The sequence below is a fragment of the Paenibacillus sp. V4I9 genome (genome assembly GCF_030817295.1).
Classification (GTDB): Bacteria; Bacillota; Bacilli; order Paenibacillales; family NBRC-103111; genus Paenibacillus_E.
The window spans coordinates 5361486-5376353 of sequence record NZ_JAUSZE010000001.1 but is presented as its reverse complement, the minus strand read 5'-3'; the positions used below and the strand labels follow the sequence as shown (position 1 = coordinate 5376353).

The 14868-nt window shown below is 42.5% G+C and carries 12 protein-coding genes; 11 read left to right on the top strand and 1 reads right to left on the bottom strand.

The genetic code is table 11. The features are described 5' to 3' along the window. Nucleotides 1-52 precede the first annotated feature (52 nt). The 7 genes from QFZ81_RS25010 to QFZ81_RS24980 all read left to right on the top strand — a co-directional run bounded on the left by QFZ81_RS25010 (nucleotide 53) and on the right by QFZ81_RS24980 (nucleotide 9377). Nucleotides 53-1354: a DNA polymerase IV gene (locus tag QFZ81_RS25010; RefSeq protein WP_307605266.1), complete on the top strand. Its 1302-nt coding sequence runs from the start codon at nucleotides 53-55 to the stop codon at nucleotides 1352-1354. Between the two features lie 5 nt (nucleotides 1355-1359). Further along, nucleotides 1360-1860 carry a molybdopterin-guanine dinucleotide biosynthesis protein B gene (gene mobB, locus QFZ81_RS25005; RefSeq protein ID WP_307605265.1) on the top strand — a complete coding sequence of 167 codons (501 nt, stop codon included), beginning with the start codon at nucleotides 1360-1362 and terminating at the stop codon, nucleotides 1858-1860. A 74-nt stretch (nucleotides 1861-1934) separates the two neighbouring features. Then, nucleotides 1935-2168 carry a ferredoxin gene (locus QFZ81_RS25000; protein WP_047686106.1) on the top strand — a complete coding sequence of 78 codons (234 nt, stop codon included), beginning with the start codon at nucleotides 1935-1937 and terminating at the stop codon, nucleotides 2166-2168. A gap of 169 nt (nucleotides 2169-2337) precedes the next feature. Further along, on the top strand, nucleotides 2338-4185 hold the full coding sequence (locus QFZ81_RS24995) for an adenylate/guanylate cyclase domain-containing protein (protein WP_307605264.1): 1848 nt from the start codon (nucleotides 2338-2340) through the stop codon (nucleotides 4183-4185). Between the two features lie 27 nt (nucleotides 4186-4212). Beyond that, nucleotides 4213-6039 carry a FecR family protein gene (locus QFZ81_RS24990; RefSeq protein WP_307605263.1) on the top strand — a complete coding sequence of 609 codons (1827 nt, stop codon included), beginning with the start codon at nucleotides 4213-4215 and terminating at the stop codon, nucleotides 6037-6039. A gap of 28 nt (nucleotides 6040-6067) precedes the next feature. After that, nucleotides 6068-7690, top strand: coding sequence for a stalk domain-containing protein (locus tag QFZ81_RS24985; RefSeq protein WP_307605262.1), 1623 nt, complete (start codon nucleotides 6068-6070; stop codon nucleotides 7688-7690). A 130-nt stretch (nucleotides 7691-7820) separates the two neighbouring features. After that, on the top strand, nucleotides 7821-9377 hold the full coding sequence (locus QFZ81_RS24980; RefSeq protein ID WP_307605261.1) for a L,D-transpeptidase family protein: 1557 nt from the start codon (nucleotides 7821-7823) through the stop codon (nucleotides 9375-9377). 146 nt (nucleotides 9378-9523) lie between these two features. Here QFZ81_RS24980 and QFZ81_RS24975 read toward each other — a convergent pair whose 3' ends face one another. Next, nucleotides 9524-9658 carry a hypothetical protein gene (locus QFZ81_RS24975; protein ID WP_307605260.1) on the bottom strand — a complete coding sequence of 45 codons (135 nt, stop codon included), beginning with the start codon at nucleotides 9656-9658 and terminating at the stop codon, nucleotides 9524-9526. 371 nt (nucleotides 9659-10029) lie between these two features. Here QFZ81_RS24975 and QFZ81_RS24970 point away from each other — a divergent pair, with 371 nt between their 5' ends. From QFZ81_RS24970 to QFZ81_RS24955, 4 genes are all read left to right on the top strand, one after another. Beyond that, complete coding sequence (locus tag QFZ81_RS24970; protein ID WP_307440512.1) at nucleotides 10030-11385, top strand: ABC transporter substrate-binding protein; 1356 nt, start codon at nucleotides 10030-10032, stop codon at nucleotides 11383-11385. A gap of 86 nt (nucleotides 11386-11471) precedes the next feature. Next, nucleotides 11472-12377 carry a carbohydrate ABC transporter permease gene (locus QFZ81_RS24965; protein WP_307605259.1) on the top strand — a complete coding sequence of 302 codons (906 nt, stop codon included), beginning with the start codon at nucleotides 11472-11474 and terminating at the stop codon, nucleotides 12375-12377. Nucleotides 12378-12419: 42 nt separating this feature from the next. Continuing rightward, entirely contained in the window at nucleotides 12420-13259 is an 840-nt protein-coding gene (locus QFZ81_RS24960; protein ID WP_307605258.1) for a carbohydrate ABC transporter permease, read from the top strand. A 143-nt stretch (nucleotides 13260-13402) separates the two neighbouring features. Beyond that, nucleotides 13403-14851 (top strand): PTS transporter subunit EIIC, encoded by a 1449-nt coding sequence (locus QFZ81_RS24955; RefSeq protein ID WP_307605257.1) that lies wholly within the window; start codon nucleotides 13403-13405, stop codon nucleotides 14849-14851. Nucleotides 14852-14868 lie beyond the last annotated feature (17 nt).

The following is a 14868-nucleotide window of genomic DNA, read 5'->3' as shown; positions in this document are numbered from 1 at the left end:
ATGCTGAAATTGGCTCTAATAGTTGGTCGTTTATCAATGGGAGGGAATATAAATGGTGACAACTCAGCATCATTATCCCAAGCAAGGTAGAGTCATTTTGCATATAGATATGAATGCATTCTATTGCTCTGTTCATGAGGCTGTTGAGCCTGATTTATATAAAGGAAAGCCTCTGGCTGTTGCTGGTAGTGTTGAGCTTCGTAAAGGGATTATTGTTACTTCATCTTATGCTGCGCGCGCTATTGGGGTCAAGACAGGCATGCAAGTTAGACAAGCGATGAAGTTGTGTCCAGATTTGATACTAATAAGACCTGATTTCGAATTATATCGCAGTTTCTCAAGACGGTTTATGCAGATTGCTTATAGTTATTCACCTATGGTGGAATCCATGTCAATCGATGAGTGTTTCGTCGATATAACAGGGTCCAAACAATTTGGGACCCCACTTGAGATAGCGAATAACATTCAGCAAAAGATCATGAAGGAACTAAAGCTGCCCTGTTCGATCGGTGTTGCCCCCAATAAACTGCTTGCCAAGATGGGCTCCGATATGAAAAAGCCGAATGGGATATCTGTGCTTCGTCTAAGGGATGTACCCACTGTATTGTGGGACAAACCGTGCAATTATTTATATGGGATTGGCAAAAAGACGGCGGATAAGCTGACTAGACTTGGTATCCATACGCTAGGTCAACTAGCAGTAGGGGACGAGTTGCTGCTAAGTAAACATTTTGGGATCTTAGGTGCACATCTGAAACGTTCGGCTAATGGGATTGACCAATCACTCGTAAACCCCGAACAAGAACAGAGCAAGTCAATTGGGCATACTACGACGCTGCCACAGGATTTTACCGATACCAAAGAAATTCACCGAGTATTCTTAAATCTGGCGGATCAAGTCGCAAGAAGACTTCGCAAGCAGGAGCTAATGGCATCCACGATCCAAATCACGATTCGTGATCCGGAGATGAGGACGATTACAAGATCCGTAACCTTGCCTACGCCAACCGAGCATATGGACGATATTTATCGAACCTCGTGCCAGTTATATGATCATCAATGGGAGGAAGGCAACCCTGTTCGGCTGCTTGGGATTACGCTGCAAAATCTAACGATAAAGGAAGAAACTTTCGTTCAGTTGGATCTATTCGATTATGAAAAGCAGCCTAAACGAGAAAATTTGAACCGCATTATGGACGGACTTCGTGATAAATTCGGAGAAAATGCGATTCTAACTGCGGGGATGATGGGCGATAATCCTGCAACGTTGATTAGAAATCATAAAGCGAGAGGGACTTCCCTGCAAATGGACCATTTGAGGAACAATCCCCTTCATAAAGAAGAGGAGAAGTGACGAAGATGGCACATTGTATTGGATTTGCCGGCTATTCGGACAGCGGAAAAACGACCTTAGTGGCCAAGCTAATCGTAGAAATGAAGCAGCGCGGCTATCGGATAGCCGTAATGAAACATGATGCGCATGGACATTATAAAGAAGCAGCGGGGACGGACTCCACGACTTTTGTAGAGTCAGGTGCAGAAGCGGTTATAACCCTATCACCAGATGGGATTCATGTATTCGAGCAGAAGCGGAATCCAGGCCTAGAAGAACAGTTAAGTGCATATGCACATCTAGACTATGTTTTTATCGAAGGCTTCAAGAAGGAAAAGCATCCAAAGATTGCTGTTTTTCGTACAATAGAGCAAAGTGAAATTATTCAGATACTTGAGCCTGAGCCCATTGCTATTGCAACGGATATGGACGATTTCAACTTTCATCTAACAGCTTTTCCTTCCTTCGATTTGAACAATATCCCTAGTATAGCTGACTTTATCGAACAATATTTTGAGAGTAATTAATTTTAAGGTTTGAACTTTGTCCGTATTTATATTATATTTTACATTGAGGATAATTTGAGGAGGAGTTAGAAATCATGGCAAAGTATACATTTGTTGATAAAGATACTTGCATCGCTTGTGGCGCTTGCGGAGCTACAGCTCCAGACATCTATGATTACGATGATGAAGGTTTGGCTGAAGTGATTTTTGATGGAGATGGCAACAAAGGGGTAACTGAAATCCCAGAAGATCTGTTTGATGATCTACAGGATGCACAAGATGGCTGCCCAACGGATTCCATTAAAGTTGCGGATACACCTTTTAGCTAATCAGTATAAACATAATTTTGTGAAGAGATTCGCAGAATGTCGAAAGAGCTCAGTTCCTGCAAAGGAATTGAGCTCTTTTTTTGATCCAAATTGTATTTACATGTAACTATTTATTGCCATTTTCTACGTGCCATCTTACAATGAAGCTAGTAAACATGGGGAGGATCTTATGGGTAAGAAGAAATGGATTCAAACTTTAGCGGTAGGACTTGTGTTGATGTTATTTTCGACATATTGCTACACAGTTAACTCCAGCGGCTTGTTTTATTTTGTTGAGGGGCCCCTCCAAGATGTTTTGCGGAAAGCTAAATCTGTGGATGAACGTCAGCCAGAGGATCGCATTAAAATTGTTAAGATTGATGAGAAATCACTTAAAGCAATCGGGAAGTTTCCATGGGATCGAACTACCTATGCGCAATTGATAGAGAAGCTAGAGCAGTCAGGCGCAGCAGCAATTGGTATAGACGTGGTGTTAGCTGAACCTTCGAAAAACCCCGCTGACGATAAAGCATTGGCTGATGTTCTGGCCAAGTATCATAATGTCATCCTGCCCGTCCAAATTAACTATCCCTCCAAGCAAGAACAAGCAGGCGATCTTGTGCCTGAGAAAATCGACTATCCCACTCCAACACTAACAACCAGTAGGCAGCAAATGGCACATATTAATGTGTTTGTCGATAAGGACGGTAAGGCTCGGAAGCTGCCAGTTGGGCTGCCGGATGAGAATGGAGCATACATACCTGCGTTCAGTGTTGCGCTTGCCAATCTAGTTCTTGATGATAAGGACAAAGTGAAGCGAGATGAAGCAACTGGACAATGGAAGCGCGGCAATATCGTAATGCCAACGAACGAAAGAAATCAAGTTACGACAGAATTCTTCACACTGCCGAGGCAGAAAGTGGATGCAACAACAGGCTATGAATCACTCTCTTTCATTGATGTTATGAATAGTAAAAATCCCTTACCCTTACAAGGCAGCATTGTTCTGGTAGGGCCGTTCGTAGCGGCCATGCAGGATGAATATCCAACACCGATCAGCTCAGTTAAGATGTTTGGGATCGAAATACATGCGAATATGATTCAAACTTTATTAGAAAGCAAATTTTATAAAGATACAAGTAAGCCTTTTGGCGTAGGTATTATCTTACTTATTTCTTTGCTTGCCATTTTCTTATTTCAAAGATGTAAAGGCAAAACTGCTCTATTTATTTTTCTAGGAATGTTCGTAATGTATGGTGGCGTATGGTTAACCTTCTACATTGCTGGATCAACCTTCGCTCCTCTTGTATACCCGCAATTTGCTTTGGTTACGATCTATATTTGGTCTTTAGTGAGTCATTACCTGGAAGAACGGAAGGAGCGCAACCGCGTAACCGGTATCTTCGGAAGGTTCGTTTCCAAAACGGTTGTAGACGAGCTGCTGCAGTCAGGTGAAGATGTTAAACTTGGCGGCAGCCGTAAAGATATCTCGCTTATTTTCGTAGATATTCGTGGGTTTACCCCTATGTCGGAACGACTAGAGCCAGAGCAAGTTATTCAGGTATTGAATGAGTATCTGGATGTATGTACGAAAGCTATTTTCAAATTTAATGGGACGCTTGACAAATTTATTGGTGATGGTGTCATGGCGATGTTTGGCGCTCCAATTGAATATGACAATCACCCGGAGATGGCTGTGCGAGCAGCTATTGAGATGAAGTCGCAGGCTACTGTTCTTGAGCAGAGATTGATTGAAAAGTACGGTATCGGAGTGAAATTCGGTCTAGGTATTAACAGCGGACCTGCGGTTGTCGGAAACATTGGTTCCGAGGATCTAAGGCTTGATTATACGGCTATCGGAGATACGGTTAACTTGTCAGCTCGATTAGAAGCGAACGCGAAACCAGGTCAAATCCTTATCAGTGAACAGACCTATGCGAGGGTCAAAGACCTTTTTGAGATAGAATCCATTGGTGAAATTAAGGTCAAAGGAAAAGAAAAGCCCGTGGCTGTATATGAAGTTATCGGGAATCTCTAATAAATGAATGCTGGGGAGGAATTCAATGTGGGAGTAACTAAGAAGTCATTTGTGGCATTATTCTTAAGTTTTTGTTTAGTATTTAGTTTGGTCTCATCGCTGCTTATAAAACCTGTAGAAGCAAAAACCGTTCGAGTAGCTGTCGTTGCGGCAATATCCGGTGATGTAACGATCAAGAAAGGCGGAGGCTCCAAATCGTACGATGCCTATGAAAGTATGAGTTTAAATCAAGGCGATACGGTTTACACAGGAGCTGGCTCATCTGTCACGCTTAATTTGAGCAATGGGGATGCAGACGTAACATTAGGCGAAAATGCTGAGATTAACGTGTCAGACTTAAATACCTCAGATGGAAATAAGAAATCTAAGCTTAAAGTATGGGCCGGTTCCATGTGGGTCAAGGTGAAATCATTAGCTGGATCAGATGATGAATTTGAAGTTGAGACGCCAACAGCCGTTATGGGTGTTCGTGGAACGCAGTTCTTTGTTAGCGTTGATCCGAAAACAGGCGCAATTAAGATGGCGGTTGGAGCAGGGAAAGTCTCCGCATCGACGGTAACGAATGGAGCTGACTCCACTCAAAAGACTACTATTACATACTTGTATCCGACGCAACAAATTTCTTTGGATGCTAGGGATGAGACGGATGATCTGTCTCTGAAAGTAGATTTCCTTGATTTAGATGATTTCATAAAGGATGCATCACCGGAAATTATTAAAGAGATTATCCTGAACAAAGCCGAAATAGACAAAGAAAATGATGAGTTTATTGCTAAGAAAAAGAAAGAAATCGAAGATGGCAAACTCGTGGATGATAAGACTTCTTTGTCTGTGAAGGATCAGGCTGAATTAGATAAAGTGAAACAAAACTTAGATAACTTAATTGGTAATATTGCCAAGAAGGCTCTCGCAGAAAATAAGGTTGATAAAGAGTCTTTGAATAACATCATTGAACAAGCAAATGCAAAAATCGATAAACAAGAAAAAAAATTAGATTTAAACAATGTTAAAGAATTAGATAAAACGGCAGGTGTCGATGCAGAAAAAGAAAAAATAAAGAAAGAGATGCTTCAAAAACTTGAAGCAGAGAAGCTCAAAAAGCAACTTGAAGAAGCGAAGAAGCAAGAAGAGCTAAAAAAACAGCTGGCCGCTGCGCTTAAAGCTTTGGAAGAACAAAAGATAAAGATTCTTGAAGCCGTGAAAGTAGCGGAGGAAAAGGCTAAAGCAGATGCTGAAGCGAAATTGAAAGAAAGCTACACAGATAAAGAGAAGAAGGATTTTGATGATAAGAAGAATGGGACGAATACATCAGTACCGGGATCAGGAGGTAATTCGGGGAATTCAGGGGGTTCTGACCCTGATCCAGTTCTAGTTCCGTCGGTTAGGTTGGCAGCAACTGCGATTCCTGAGAGTTCAAACGGCGAATTTACTTTGGATATCAATTTAAGTAATTTTGTTGGTGTTAATGATATTTACGGCGTAGAAATTCATCTGCTTTATGATGAAAATACCTATTATTACGATAATCCTAATGCACCAATTATTAATGGGAATATCTTTAAACCACAAAATAGTGCAGATCATATAAAGGAATACCATGGTTCCACTGGAAAAGAACTTGTGTACGCAGTAACCAATTTTGGAAGTACTTCAGGGAATATTGCTGTTACAGGTGCTCAGAAGTTAGTGACAATTCCATTGCATGGATTTGGAGAACAAACGATTAGTGTTGATAAAATTGTTGTTGTTCGTAAGAATGGTTCAACAGTACAAAATATTGAAATACCATTAGCTAGTATTCCGCCTGTTACTATAACTACTGAATTCCCTGAACTTCCTGGCGTTGGATATTAACAGATTATTAAAGCAAAAGGAGAAACCAATGAAACCTTTAAAACATATATTCGTTTCATCCCTATTGGCCGCAACCTTTCTGGGAGGTTCATCCGCATGGGCAGCAGGATTATCGACGGATGCTCTGCTATCCAGCAATGGACAGATCCTTTCAGACGTGTCGACCTTCGCGGGAATCGGCGAATTTGAAGATAAGAGCGGGGATGCGCTAAGTGCGGCATTCCGTGCTCCGGGCAGTGTTGTTCAACTTTCAGATGGCAGTATTCTTGTCGCGGATACACGGAATCATCTCATTCGTAAAATTTCAGGTGGAAAGGTGACCACTTTCGCAGGCCCAGAAGTTGTCGTGACGAAGAATAATCAAGGCTTTCCTACGGGAGGGCTTGTTAATGGGAAATCGTCGGAAGCCTTTTTCAATGAGCCGACAGGATTAGCTCTAGATGCCAAAGGGAATGTGTATGTAGCTGATTCAGCAAATAACGCAATTCGGAAAGTAGATGCGAATGGACAAGTTTCCACGTTGGCTGGAAATGGCGTTCCTGGCAGTAAGGATGGTAAAGGTGCTGAGGCAAACTTTAATCACCCAAGTGATGTTGCGGTAGCTGCAGATGGGACCGTGTATGTCGCGGATTCGCTTAATCATGTTATCCGTAAAATAGCCGTTGACGGCAGTGTTTCTACTTTGAATGCGGCTGCGACTCGAGCTATTCAAATCCGTCCAGGTGAAGCTTTTTTTGCCGGTGAATTTCAAGATGGCAACTTAGCCACAGCGAAGTTCAATGAACCCGCTGGATTGGTTCTAGATAGCAAAGGCAATTTGTTTGTAAGTGACACAGGCAACCAACGTATACGTTACATCGACCTCCAAGTAGGAACAGTGACTACGGTGGCTGGATCGACACCCGAATTAAGCAATCATACAATCTATGATAAAAATGAGTTATATGCAGGTGGAGACTTTGCAGATGGAGATGCACTCAAAGCAAAGTTCGACTTCCCTAAAGGGCTTGCTGTAACTTCTGAGGGCGGAGTTTTAATCTCAGATAGTCTGAATCATGTGATTCGTTATTTGCTGAATGGAAAAGTTTCGACAATTGCTGGGACGGTCCAAACTGGTGAAGCGGACGGGGTGGAACAAGCAGCTGAATTTTACAATCCGAGCGACGTTCTTGTAACTGCTCAAGGTAATATTGTGGTAGCAGACTCCTCAAATAATAAAATTCGTAAAATAACTCCTTACCAATTGCCTGGAAATCTAGCAAACAATAACCAAGTAAAAGTGGTAAATGGTGATAAAGTGATTTCATTCGATGCAGAGCCTGAGATTCAGGGTGGACGTACAATGGTTCCAGTTCGTGCCATAAGTGAAGCATTTGGCTATGAAGTCAAATATGTCGAGCAAGCTGGGAAATCAGTCGTTCAGCTTATCAAAGGTGATGTTACGGTTGAGCTAACGATTGGTGAAACAGGCGTTGTGCGTAAACAAATGGGCCAATCAGATATCAAACAAGTGACGGATGTTTCTCCTTATGTGAAACAAGACCGTACGTATGTGCCCGTGCGTTTCTTCGCAGAGCAAATCGGCTTGGATGTACAGTGGGATGCGGCACGCCAAACAGCGATTTTACGCACGAAATCATATGTGAAATAAGCAATCTGCAAGACGAGCTTGGCAGGGGGAAACCCTTGTCCAGGCTCTTTTTTTTCATGGCTTCATCTCTAGGTAATTTTTGCCGATAAATGAAGGAGAGTTACTAAGTAGTCGATAGGAGGTTTCTAGATTGAAGGACAAGAATCGCAATGATCAGTTGGAACGATTTTTCCAACATAATCCGATCGAAGATCCTCTTTATCTCAAAAAATATGTGAAAGAACATCCTGATCATAAAATGGCTTGGTACTTATTAGGCAGAGAATACGCAGCGCAAGGAAAAGAAGGCAAAGCAGCGTATTGTTTCGCACAGTCTGGAGAGATCTATGAGGCTTTCGAACACCAGAAAATAACGATAGAGGGTGCTTTACCTTCTTCACCTTCTTCACCTTCTTCAGCCTTACATAAAGGAACCACCGTGACATCTGTTAAGAGTAAGTCCAGCGGTAAAGGGAAATGGATGCCGTTAATGGTCATTCTACTCCTGCTAGCTGTTCCGGCTGCCATGGATTTAGCGAAGAATGATGCGGGGGACATACCGAATGAGACTGTTGTTACAGCTCCAGCGGCAGCGAATTCACCTGCACCTCCTAAGCAGGAAGTGTCTTCTGGATTAAAGCTCTATTTCTCTAATGGGGATTGGGGTAAGAAGCTTCAGCAAGTACTGTCATCTTCAGGATCAGGAGCCGGGGAATCTGTGATCATGGAAGCTCCCCGGAGTTCAGACGGTAAATGGAGCGAGTGGAACAAGTCGGTGAAGCCATTGATCAGCGTGGAGAGTAAAGGGGGAGGTGGGGGTTCAGCAGCATTAAAGTATTTCCAGTCTCAGACTTGTTCCTGCGAGGTCGCAGATAGCTCCGCGCTTGTTCCCGTCATTGCTAATTGGATGCATGAGCGTGAGCAAGCTATTGTCTTACAAAGCGCAATCCAGGCCTACCAAAAAAAGACAGGAACGCTGCCGGAGAAACCTGAACAGCTTACGAAACCCTACCCAAATAATCTCTTGCCAGGACTCTCTCCCGAAATGCAGGAGGCGTTCCCTCAAGCTGTAAGTAAGGTTAATGAAAGCGCAAAAGCGGGAAAAGGGCAGGATCCATTACAAACGGCGGATAAAACCGAGCAGCCGAAACAAGAGCTCAGAGAACAGGCAGCGCCATCTAGCTCGCAACCGAAAGCTTCCGCAGAACCACTGCTGGAACCGCTTAGGATTGTTATTGATACCGATAAGCATCGTTTGGCTCTCGTTAGTGGAGATTTCATCATTCGAAGTTATCCAGTTGGCTTAGGAGGCGAGAAGACGCCGCAGGGGGAGTTTTTCATTAGTGAAAAGGTGCGCAATCCGAATGGCAAATCGAATGGAGAGTTTGGCAGTCGGGGAATGACTTTGTCGGATACACTTTATGCGATTCATGGTACGAATAAGCCTTCGAGCATCGGGAAAGATGAATCACATGGCTGTGTTCGCATGCTTCAAGATGACGTTGAAGAGCTCTATAACATGGTAGCTCATGAAACGAAAGTGACGATTGGCAAAGGGTTATTACCTCCTTCTTCAAATCCGGATGGTGGAAATGGCGGCGGAAGCCCGGGACTCGGAGCCGGGGGAGGGAAGCCAGATCAATCCTTTGGCCTCCCATTGCAGACCAATGACAGCAATCCAAGTAAGACATATAAATGGCTTGATTAACCCATTGGAACATAACAAAAACCGTCTGAATGTGCTTCGGACGGTTTTTGTCGTGATGTACTAGCGTTCCCAAGGTTTTCTCTTGACAACCATGTAGAAAGCGATTACAATTCAAAATGTGATGATTTCAATCACTTCTTTCCTAATCATTTGTCCAAAATCATCAGTAACGTCATAGTAATGATGACAACAAGCAAAATGGATCCTGTCCAAATGATCGCTTTCTTATTGACTTCTTCTTTGGCTCTGCGATTGGACATGATCGGTTTACGTTTGGACATAGAGATCACCTTTTTCTTGGGGATTAAAAGAATATGGTTCTATCATAGCATAAGTAGGGTCGTTCATAGAATATGAATGTTTAAATGAATTTTAAAATCAAGCATTGACGGCCATGTCATTTTATTGTAAGATTTAATCACACGAAACACCAATAATAATTGAATATGTCAGTTTTAATAACATGTTACCGTAAGGGCATTAGTTATTGAAGAATGTAAGTCTTCTTCTATAACTATGCCCTTTTTATTTTTGCCAAAATGATGAATCCTGAAGGGGGTTGGTAGCGCAAACTACAAGGAAAGTTAAATTTTGGAAAACGCTATTTCATAAATAACCATCAGACTTATTAAAAAAGGGAGAAGATGAACACATGAATATGAAAAAATGGTCAACAATGGGCTTGGCTGCGTCCATGGTACTTGTAGCAGCAGGCTGTGGTAAATCTACACCAGTTGAAACAACAAAACCAGCTGCATCGGCGGCGCCGACTACAGCTGCTACAGCGGCTCCAACAGCTGCTGGTCCCAAGAAATTAACCGGTGATTTTGAAATCCAGTACTTTGTTGGCGGTTATGGCGACAAATGGTGGAAAAAAGTTATTGCTGATTTCCAAGCAGCAAACCCTGATCTGAAAATTAAAGAAAGTGCGGGACCGAAAATCAACGAACAAATGAAACCCCGTTGGATCGCTGGTACCCCACCTGATTTCGTATACATCGACGGACCTGAATTGTTCGATCGTCAAATGGTTACAGACGGGCAGCTTGAAGATTTGACTGAGTGGATCAAAGATGCTAAAAACGTTGACGGCGAGAAAATCATTGATTTACTTGCTCAAAAACCTCAAGAGTTTGATGGCAAAATCTACAATGTTCCTTTCGTAATGAGTTCATGGGGTATTTTCTACGATAAAGCATTGTTCAAAGATAAAGGTTGGGCAGAGCCAAAAGATTTCGAAGAGTTCTTAGCGGTAAGTGAGAAAATTAAAGGTGCTGGAATTAATCCATTCATCCACACGGGTAAATATCCATACTACATCAACGGTGGCGTATTGCTTCCAGCTATCGTATCTGCCAACAATAATGACTACAAGTTACTGCAAGATATGTCTACAAATAATCTAGAAGCTTGGAAAAACCCAGCTATCATTAAAGGTCTTAATAAAATTGTTCAGCTTCGTGACAAAGGTTACATCGACAAAGCATCCGTACAAATCAACCACACGGATTCCCAATCCTTGTTCCTGCAGCACAAAGATGCTTTTATCCCGAACGGTCTATGGCTGCCAAACGAAATGGCCAAAGACGTTCCAGCGTCCTTTGATTTCGGATTCATTCCTTCCATCACACAAGATAAAGGTGGAAAAGTTGTAGCTAATACGTCCACTTCTACTTTTGCAATTGCGAAAAAAGCGAAAAACAAAGACGCAGCAAAAGCGTTTATGCAATTCGTATTCTCTAAAACACAAGCTTCCCAGTGGGCTGAGTTGAGTGGTGCTCCTTCTAACGTAAAAGGTGATATCTCCTCCTCGAAAGCACCTAACTTTGTTAAAGATGCGGCGAAATTCTTGTCATCTCCTGAAACAGTTGTAGTGCCAACAGTCTCCTTCGCAGCTGACGTTGACAAAGCGATGCAGGATGCAACAGTGGCATTGACGATTAGTAAAATTACTCCTGAAGAGTGGGTAAAACGTGTATCTGATGTCGTAGCGAAACAAAAGAAATAGGAATTGAATGAAGCAGTGCGGAGAACTAAGGAGGCATTAGCCTTAGGAGTTCTCCGCCATTTTAATGATAGGACGGTGAGGATAGAATGAAGACCAACTCGAAGATGTGGAAACGGAATTTGTTCATCGCTTCATTCATCATTCCGACTTTTCTTTTCTTCTGTGTGTTTACGATCTACCCTGTTATACAGGCTTTGCAGAAGTCATTCTATGATTGGTCAGGAATGTCAGAGAATAGCACGTTTATTGGGTTTGATAATTTCGTCGAATTACTTAAGGATCCCATTGTACTTAGAGCCATTGGGAATGATTATTTTTTAGTCGTAGGTAAAGTCATTGGCATTATGATTCTGGCGACGTTCTTCGCTGTTGCTTTAACTCGTTTCAAGCTGAGAGGCTCTGGCTTCTTCCGTGCCATATTCTTTATCCCGAATGTGATCTCCGTTGTTGTTATTGGTGTGCTCTGGAACTTCATCTACAATCCACAAATTGGATTCCTGAATGCGTTCTTGTCACTATTCACAGGAAATAAAGTCGATATTACTTGGTTAGGATTTCCACAGCATACGATCTGGATGCTATTACCCCCAACGATTTGGGCAGGTATCGGCTTCTATATGATCTTGATGATTGCTGCAATCGTGAATATTCCTGCTTCCTACTATGAAGCAGCTAATATAGACGGAGCTGGTCAATGGTCGCAATTCCGCCACATTACCATGCCGCTCATCTGGGAGCAAATTAAGGTTTCCATTGTTAACATTGTCATTACGACACTCAATGGATCATTCGTCATTGTTCAATTAATGACAAACGGCGGACAGCCTGATAATACGACCCAAGTTATGGGATCTTATCTGTATCGGATGGCTTTTCAACAATATCATTTCGGTTATGGAGCAGCCATCGGTGTCATGATCCTAATCGTTTCACTGATTACTACCCTTGTCCTGCAGCGTATCATGCGCCAAGAAACAATCGAAATGCATTAGAGTCATCCTAGAATAAGATACTGAAGGAGGGGGAACCATCGTATGATCATCAAAAACCCGTTAGCCAAAATGTTTGTCTGGATCATTCTTCTTATTTGGAGCGTCGCCGTCTTGTATCCATTGATCTGGACACTGCTTGATGCGCTCAAAAATAATGAGCAATTTTTCTTAAATGCCCCGTGGGCATTGCCTAAATTCCCGCTGCTTTGGTCAAACTTCTCCTATGTTTGGAGCAAATATAATTTTAGCACCTATTTCATGAACTCCATTGTTGTTACGGTTGGAAGTACCCTTCTGGGTATGATACTTGCTGCAATGACAGCTTATATCCTGGCTAGGTATGATTTTAAAGGGAACAAAATCCTTTTTACGATCTATATCTCGTCCATGATGATACCGTTCGCGCTAGCACTGATTCCATTGTTCTTCTTATTGAATGATTTGCACTTAATCAATACGTGGTTAGGATTAATTCTGGTCTATGCGGCGCTTAATCTTCCTTTTGGAATTTTCTTGCTTGTAGGGTTCTACAAATCGCTGCCAAAGGAAATTGAAGAAGCGGCAATTATTGACGGGACCTCCCATTACGGTACGTTCTTCCGAGTTATGCTGCCTTTATCCCAACCGGGTCTAATCACGGTGATGATTACAAACATGCTGAACAACTGGAACGAGTACTTCCTGGGGGTTGTCTTGACCAATGAACCAACCAAGTACACGCTTCCCATCGGTCTTTCTGTTATGCAGGCAGAGATGCAGTATCGAGTTGAGTGGGGACCGTTGTTCGCAGGCCTGCTAATAACGACACTTCCAACGTTGATTGTGTATATGATCTTTCAACGTCAAATCGCTAGTGGAATTACTGCAGGTGCCGTGAAATAACTGTATAATTGGTTGCATAGAAAAAACACCTTATCCTAGAGGATTTTATCCTTTCGGGAGGGTGTTCTTTCTACTATAATTGGGATAGGGCAAGAGCAAACAAGAAACGGCCAAACTTGTAGGCTTTTATAGGGGAACATGACATGAGAGCTATGTATATATTGCAGAAAATAGGACGTTCATTGATGATTCCGATTGCGGTGCTGCCGGCGGCATCCATTCTTTTACGTATTGGGAAAATGACGTTTAGTGATCCATTTCTTATGCAGGTGGCTCAGATTTTTGAGTTAGGCGGAAGTGCGATTTTTGATAATTTGCCATTCATATTTGCAATTGGTATAGCCATTGGACTAACGTCCGGAGACGGGATAGCGGCGCTTGCTGCTGCAGTTGGATATTTGGTGTTCGACAATGTCTTGAAGCATTTTCAAGTGGGGACTGACTCCGCGGAACGGCTGGATATGGGTGTTCTAGGCGGTATGCTCGTTGGCATGCTATCTGCCACGTTCTTTAACAAGTTCCAACATACCCAGCTGCCCAAGGCGCTCGGATTTTTCGGTGGTAAGCGATTCGTTCCGTTAGTTACATCTCTGGTCATGGTTTTCCTAGGGGTATTAATGGGTTTCATCTGGCCTCCCGTTCAAAGGGGCATAAGTGTTATCGGGTTATGGATCGTTGATAATGGGAACATTGGCGTATTTATCTACGGAATGATGAACCGGCTTCTGATCCCAACGGGTTTGCATCATATTATTAATAATATAGCTTGGTTTCAAATCGGAGATTATATCACACCAACCGGTAAAATGCTTCATGGCGATATCTCACGATTTTTTGCTGGAGATCCAGAAGCGGGACTATTCATGACAGGTTTTTATCCCGTGATTATGTTTGGGCTTCCTGCTGCAGCCTTAGCTTTAATTAGAAGCTCATCTTCGAACAGTCAGTTTGTTGTTCCAGTGATGCTTAGTGCTGCATTAACCAGTTTCCTTACAGGCATAACAGAGCCAATAGAGTTTGCTTTTATGTTCTTAGCACCAGGTTTATATCTGATACATGCTGTCTTAACTGGCTTTTCCATGGTGATAATGAATATGCTCCAGGTGAAAATGGGATTTGGTTTCTCAGCCGGATTTATTGATTTCGTTCTTAGCTGGCATCAATCTACGAATCCTTATTTGATTGTCCTAGTTGGGATAGGGTACTTCTTCCTATATTATGTCGTATTTCGGACCTATCTTCATTTCTTTCCATTCAAAGTGCCCGCTCAGGACGAAGCTGCTCAGCTTGAAACAGAAGATGCCTTGGAGGTTATCGAAGAAACGAAAGAAGACCGTCCAACCAGCATCCTAAGGCATATTGGCGGACCTTCTAACATTATCTCGATCGATGCTTGCATTACACGACTACGCCTCTTGGTGAGTGAAGAAAATTTAGTTATGGACAGCGAGCTTAAAAACCTTGGCGCTATTGGGGTTATCAGACTTGGTAAAGGAAATGTACACGTTGTTTTTGGTACAGAATCAGAACAAATTCGAGAAAGTATTAAACCCTTGCTTCACCTGCAAAAAGACAAATCAGGACAAGCCTAAGAACGCGGAGGTGTCTT

What these genes read in the sequence shown, in the direction of transcription:
- QFZ81_RS25010 (WP_307605266.1), top strand. Translation starts at nt 53, where the DNA reads ATGGTGACAACTCAGCATCATTATCCCAAGCAAGGTAGAGTCATTTTG.
- mobB (WP_307605265.1), top strand. Translation starts at nt 1,360, where the DNA reads ATGGCACATTGTATTGGATTTGCCGGCTATTCGGACAGCGGAAAAACG.
- QFZ81_RS25000 (WP_047686106.1), top strand. Translation starts at nt 1,935, where the DNA reads ATGGCAAAGTATACATTTGTTGATAAAGATACTTGCATCGCTTGTGGC.
- QFZ81_RS24995 (WP_307605264.1), top strand. Translation starts at nt 2,338, where the DNA reads ATGGGTAAGAAGAAATGGATTCAAACTTTAGCGGTAGGACTTGTGTTG.
- QFZ81_RS24985 (WP_307605262.1), top strand. Translation starts at nt 6,068, where the DNA reads ATGAAACCTTTAAAACATATATTCGTTTCATCCCTATTGGCCGCAACC.
- QFZ81_RS24975 (WP_307605260.1), bottom strand. Translation starts at nt 9,658, where the DNA reads ATGTCCAAACGTAAACCGATCATGTCCAATCGCAGAGCCAAAGAAGAA.
- QFZ81_RS24970 (WP_307440512.1), top strand. Translation starts at nt 10,030, where the DNA reads ATGAATATGAAAAAATGGTCAACAATGGGCTTGGCTGCGTCCATGGTA.
- QFZ81_RS24965 (WP_307605259.1), top strand. Translation starts at nt 11,472, where the DNA reads ATGAAGACCAACTCGAAGATGTGGAAACGGAATTTGTTCATCGCTTCA.
- QFZ81_RS24960 (WP_307605258.1), top strand. Translation starts at nt 12,420, where the DNA reads ATGATCATCAAAAACCCGTTAGCCAAAATGTTTGTCTGGATCATTCTT.
- QFZ81_RS24955 (WP_307605257.1), top strand. Translation starts at nt 13,403, where the DNA reads ATGAGAGCTATGTATATATTGCAGAAAATAGGACGTTCATTGATGATT.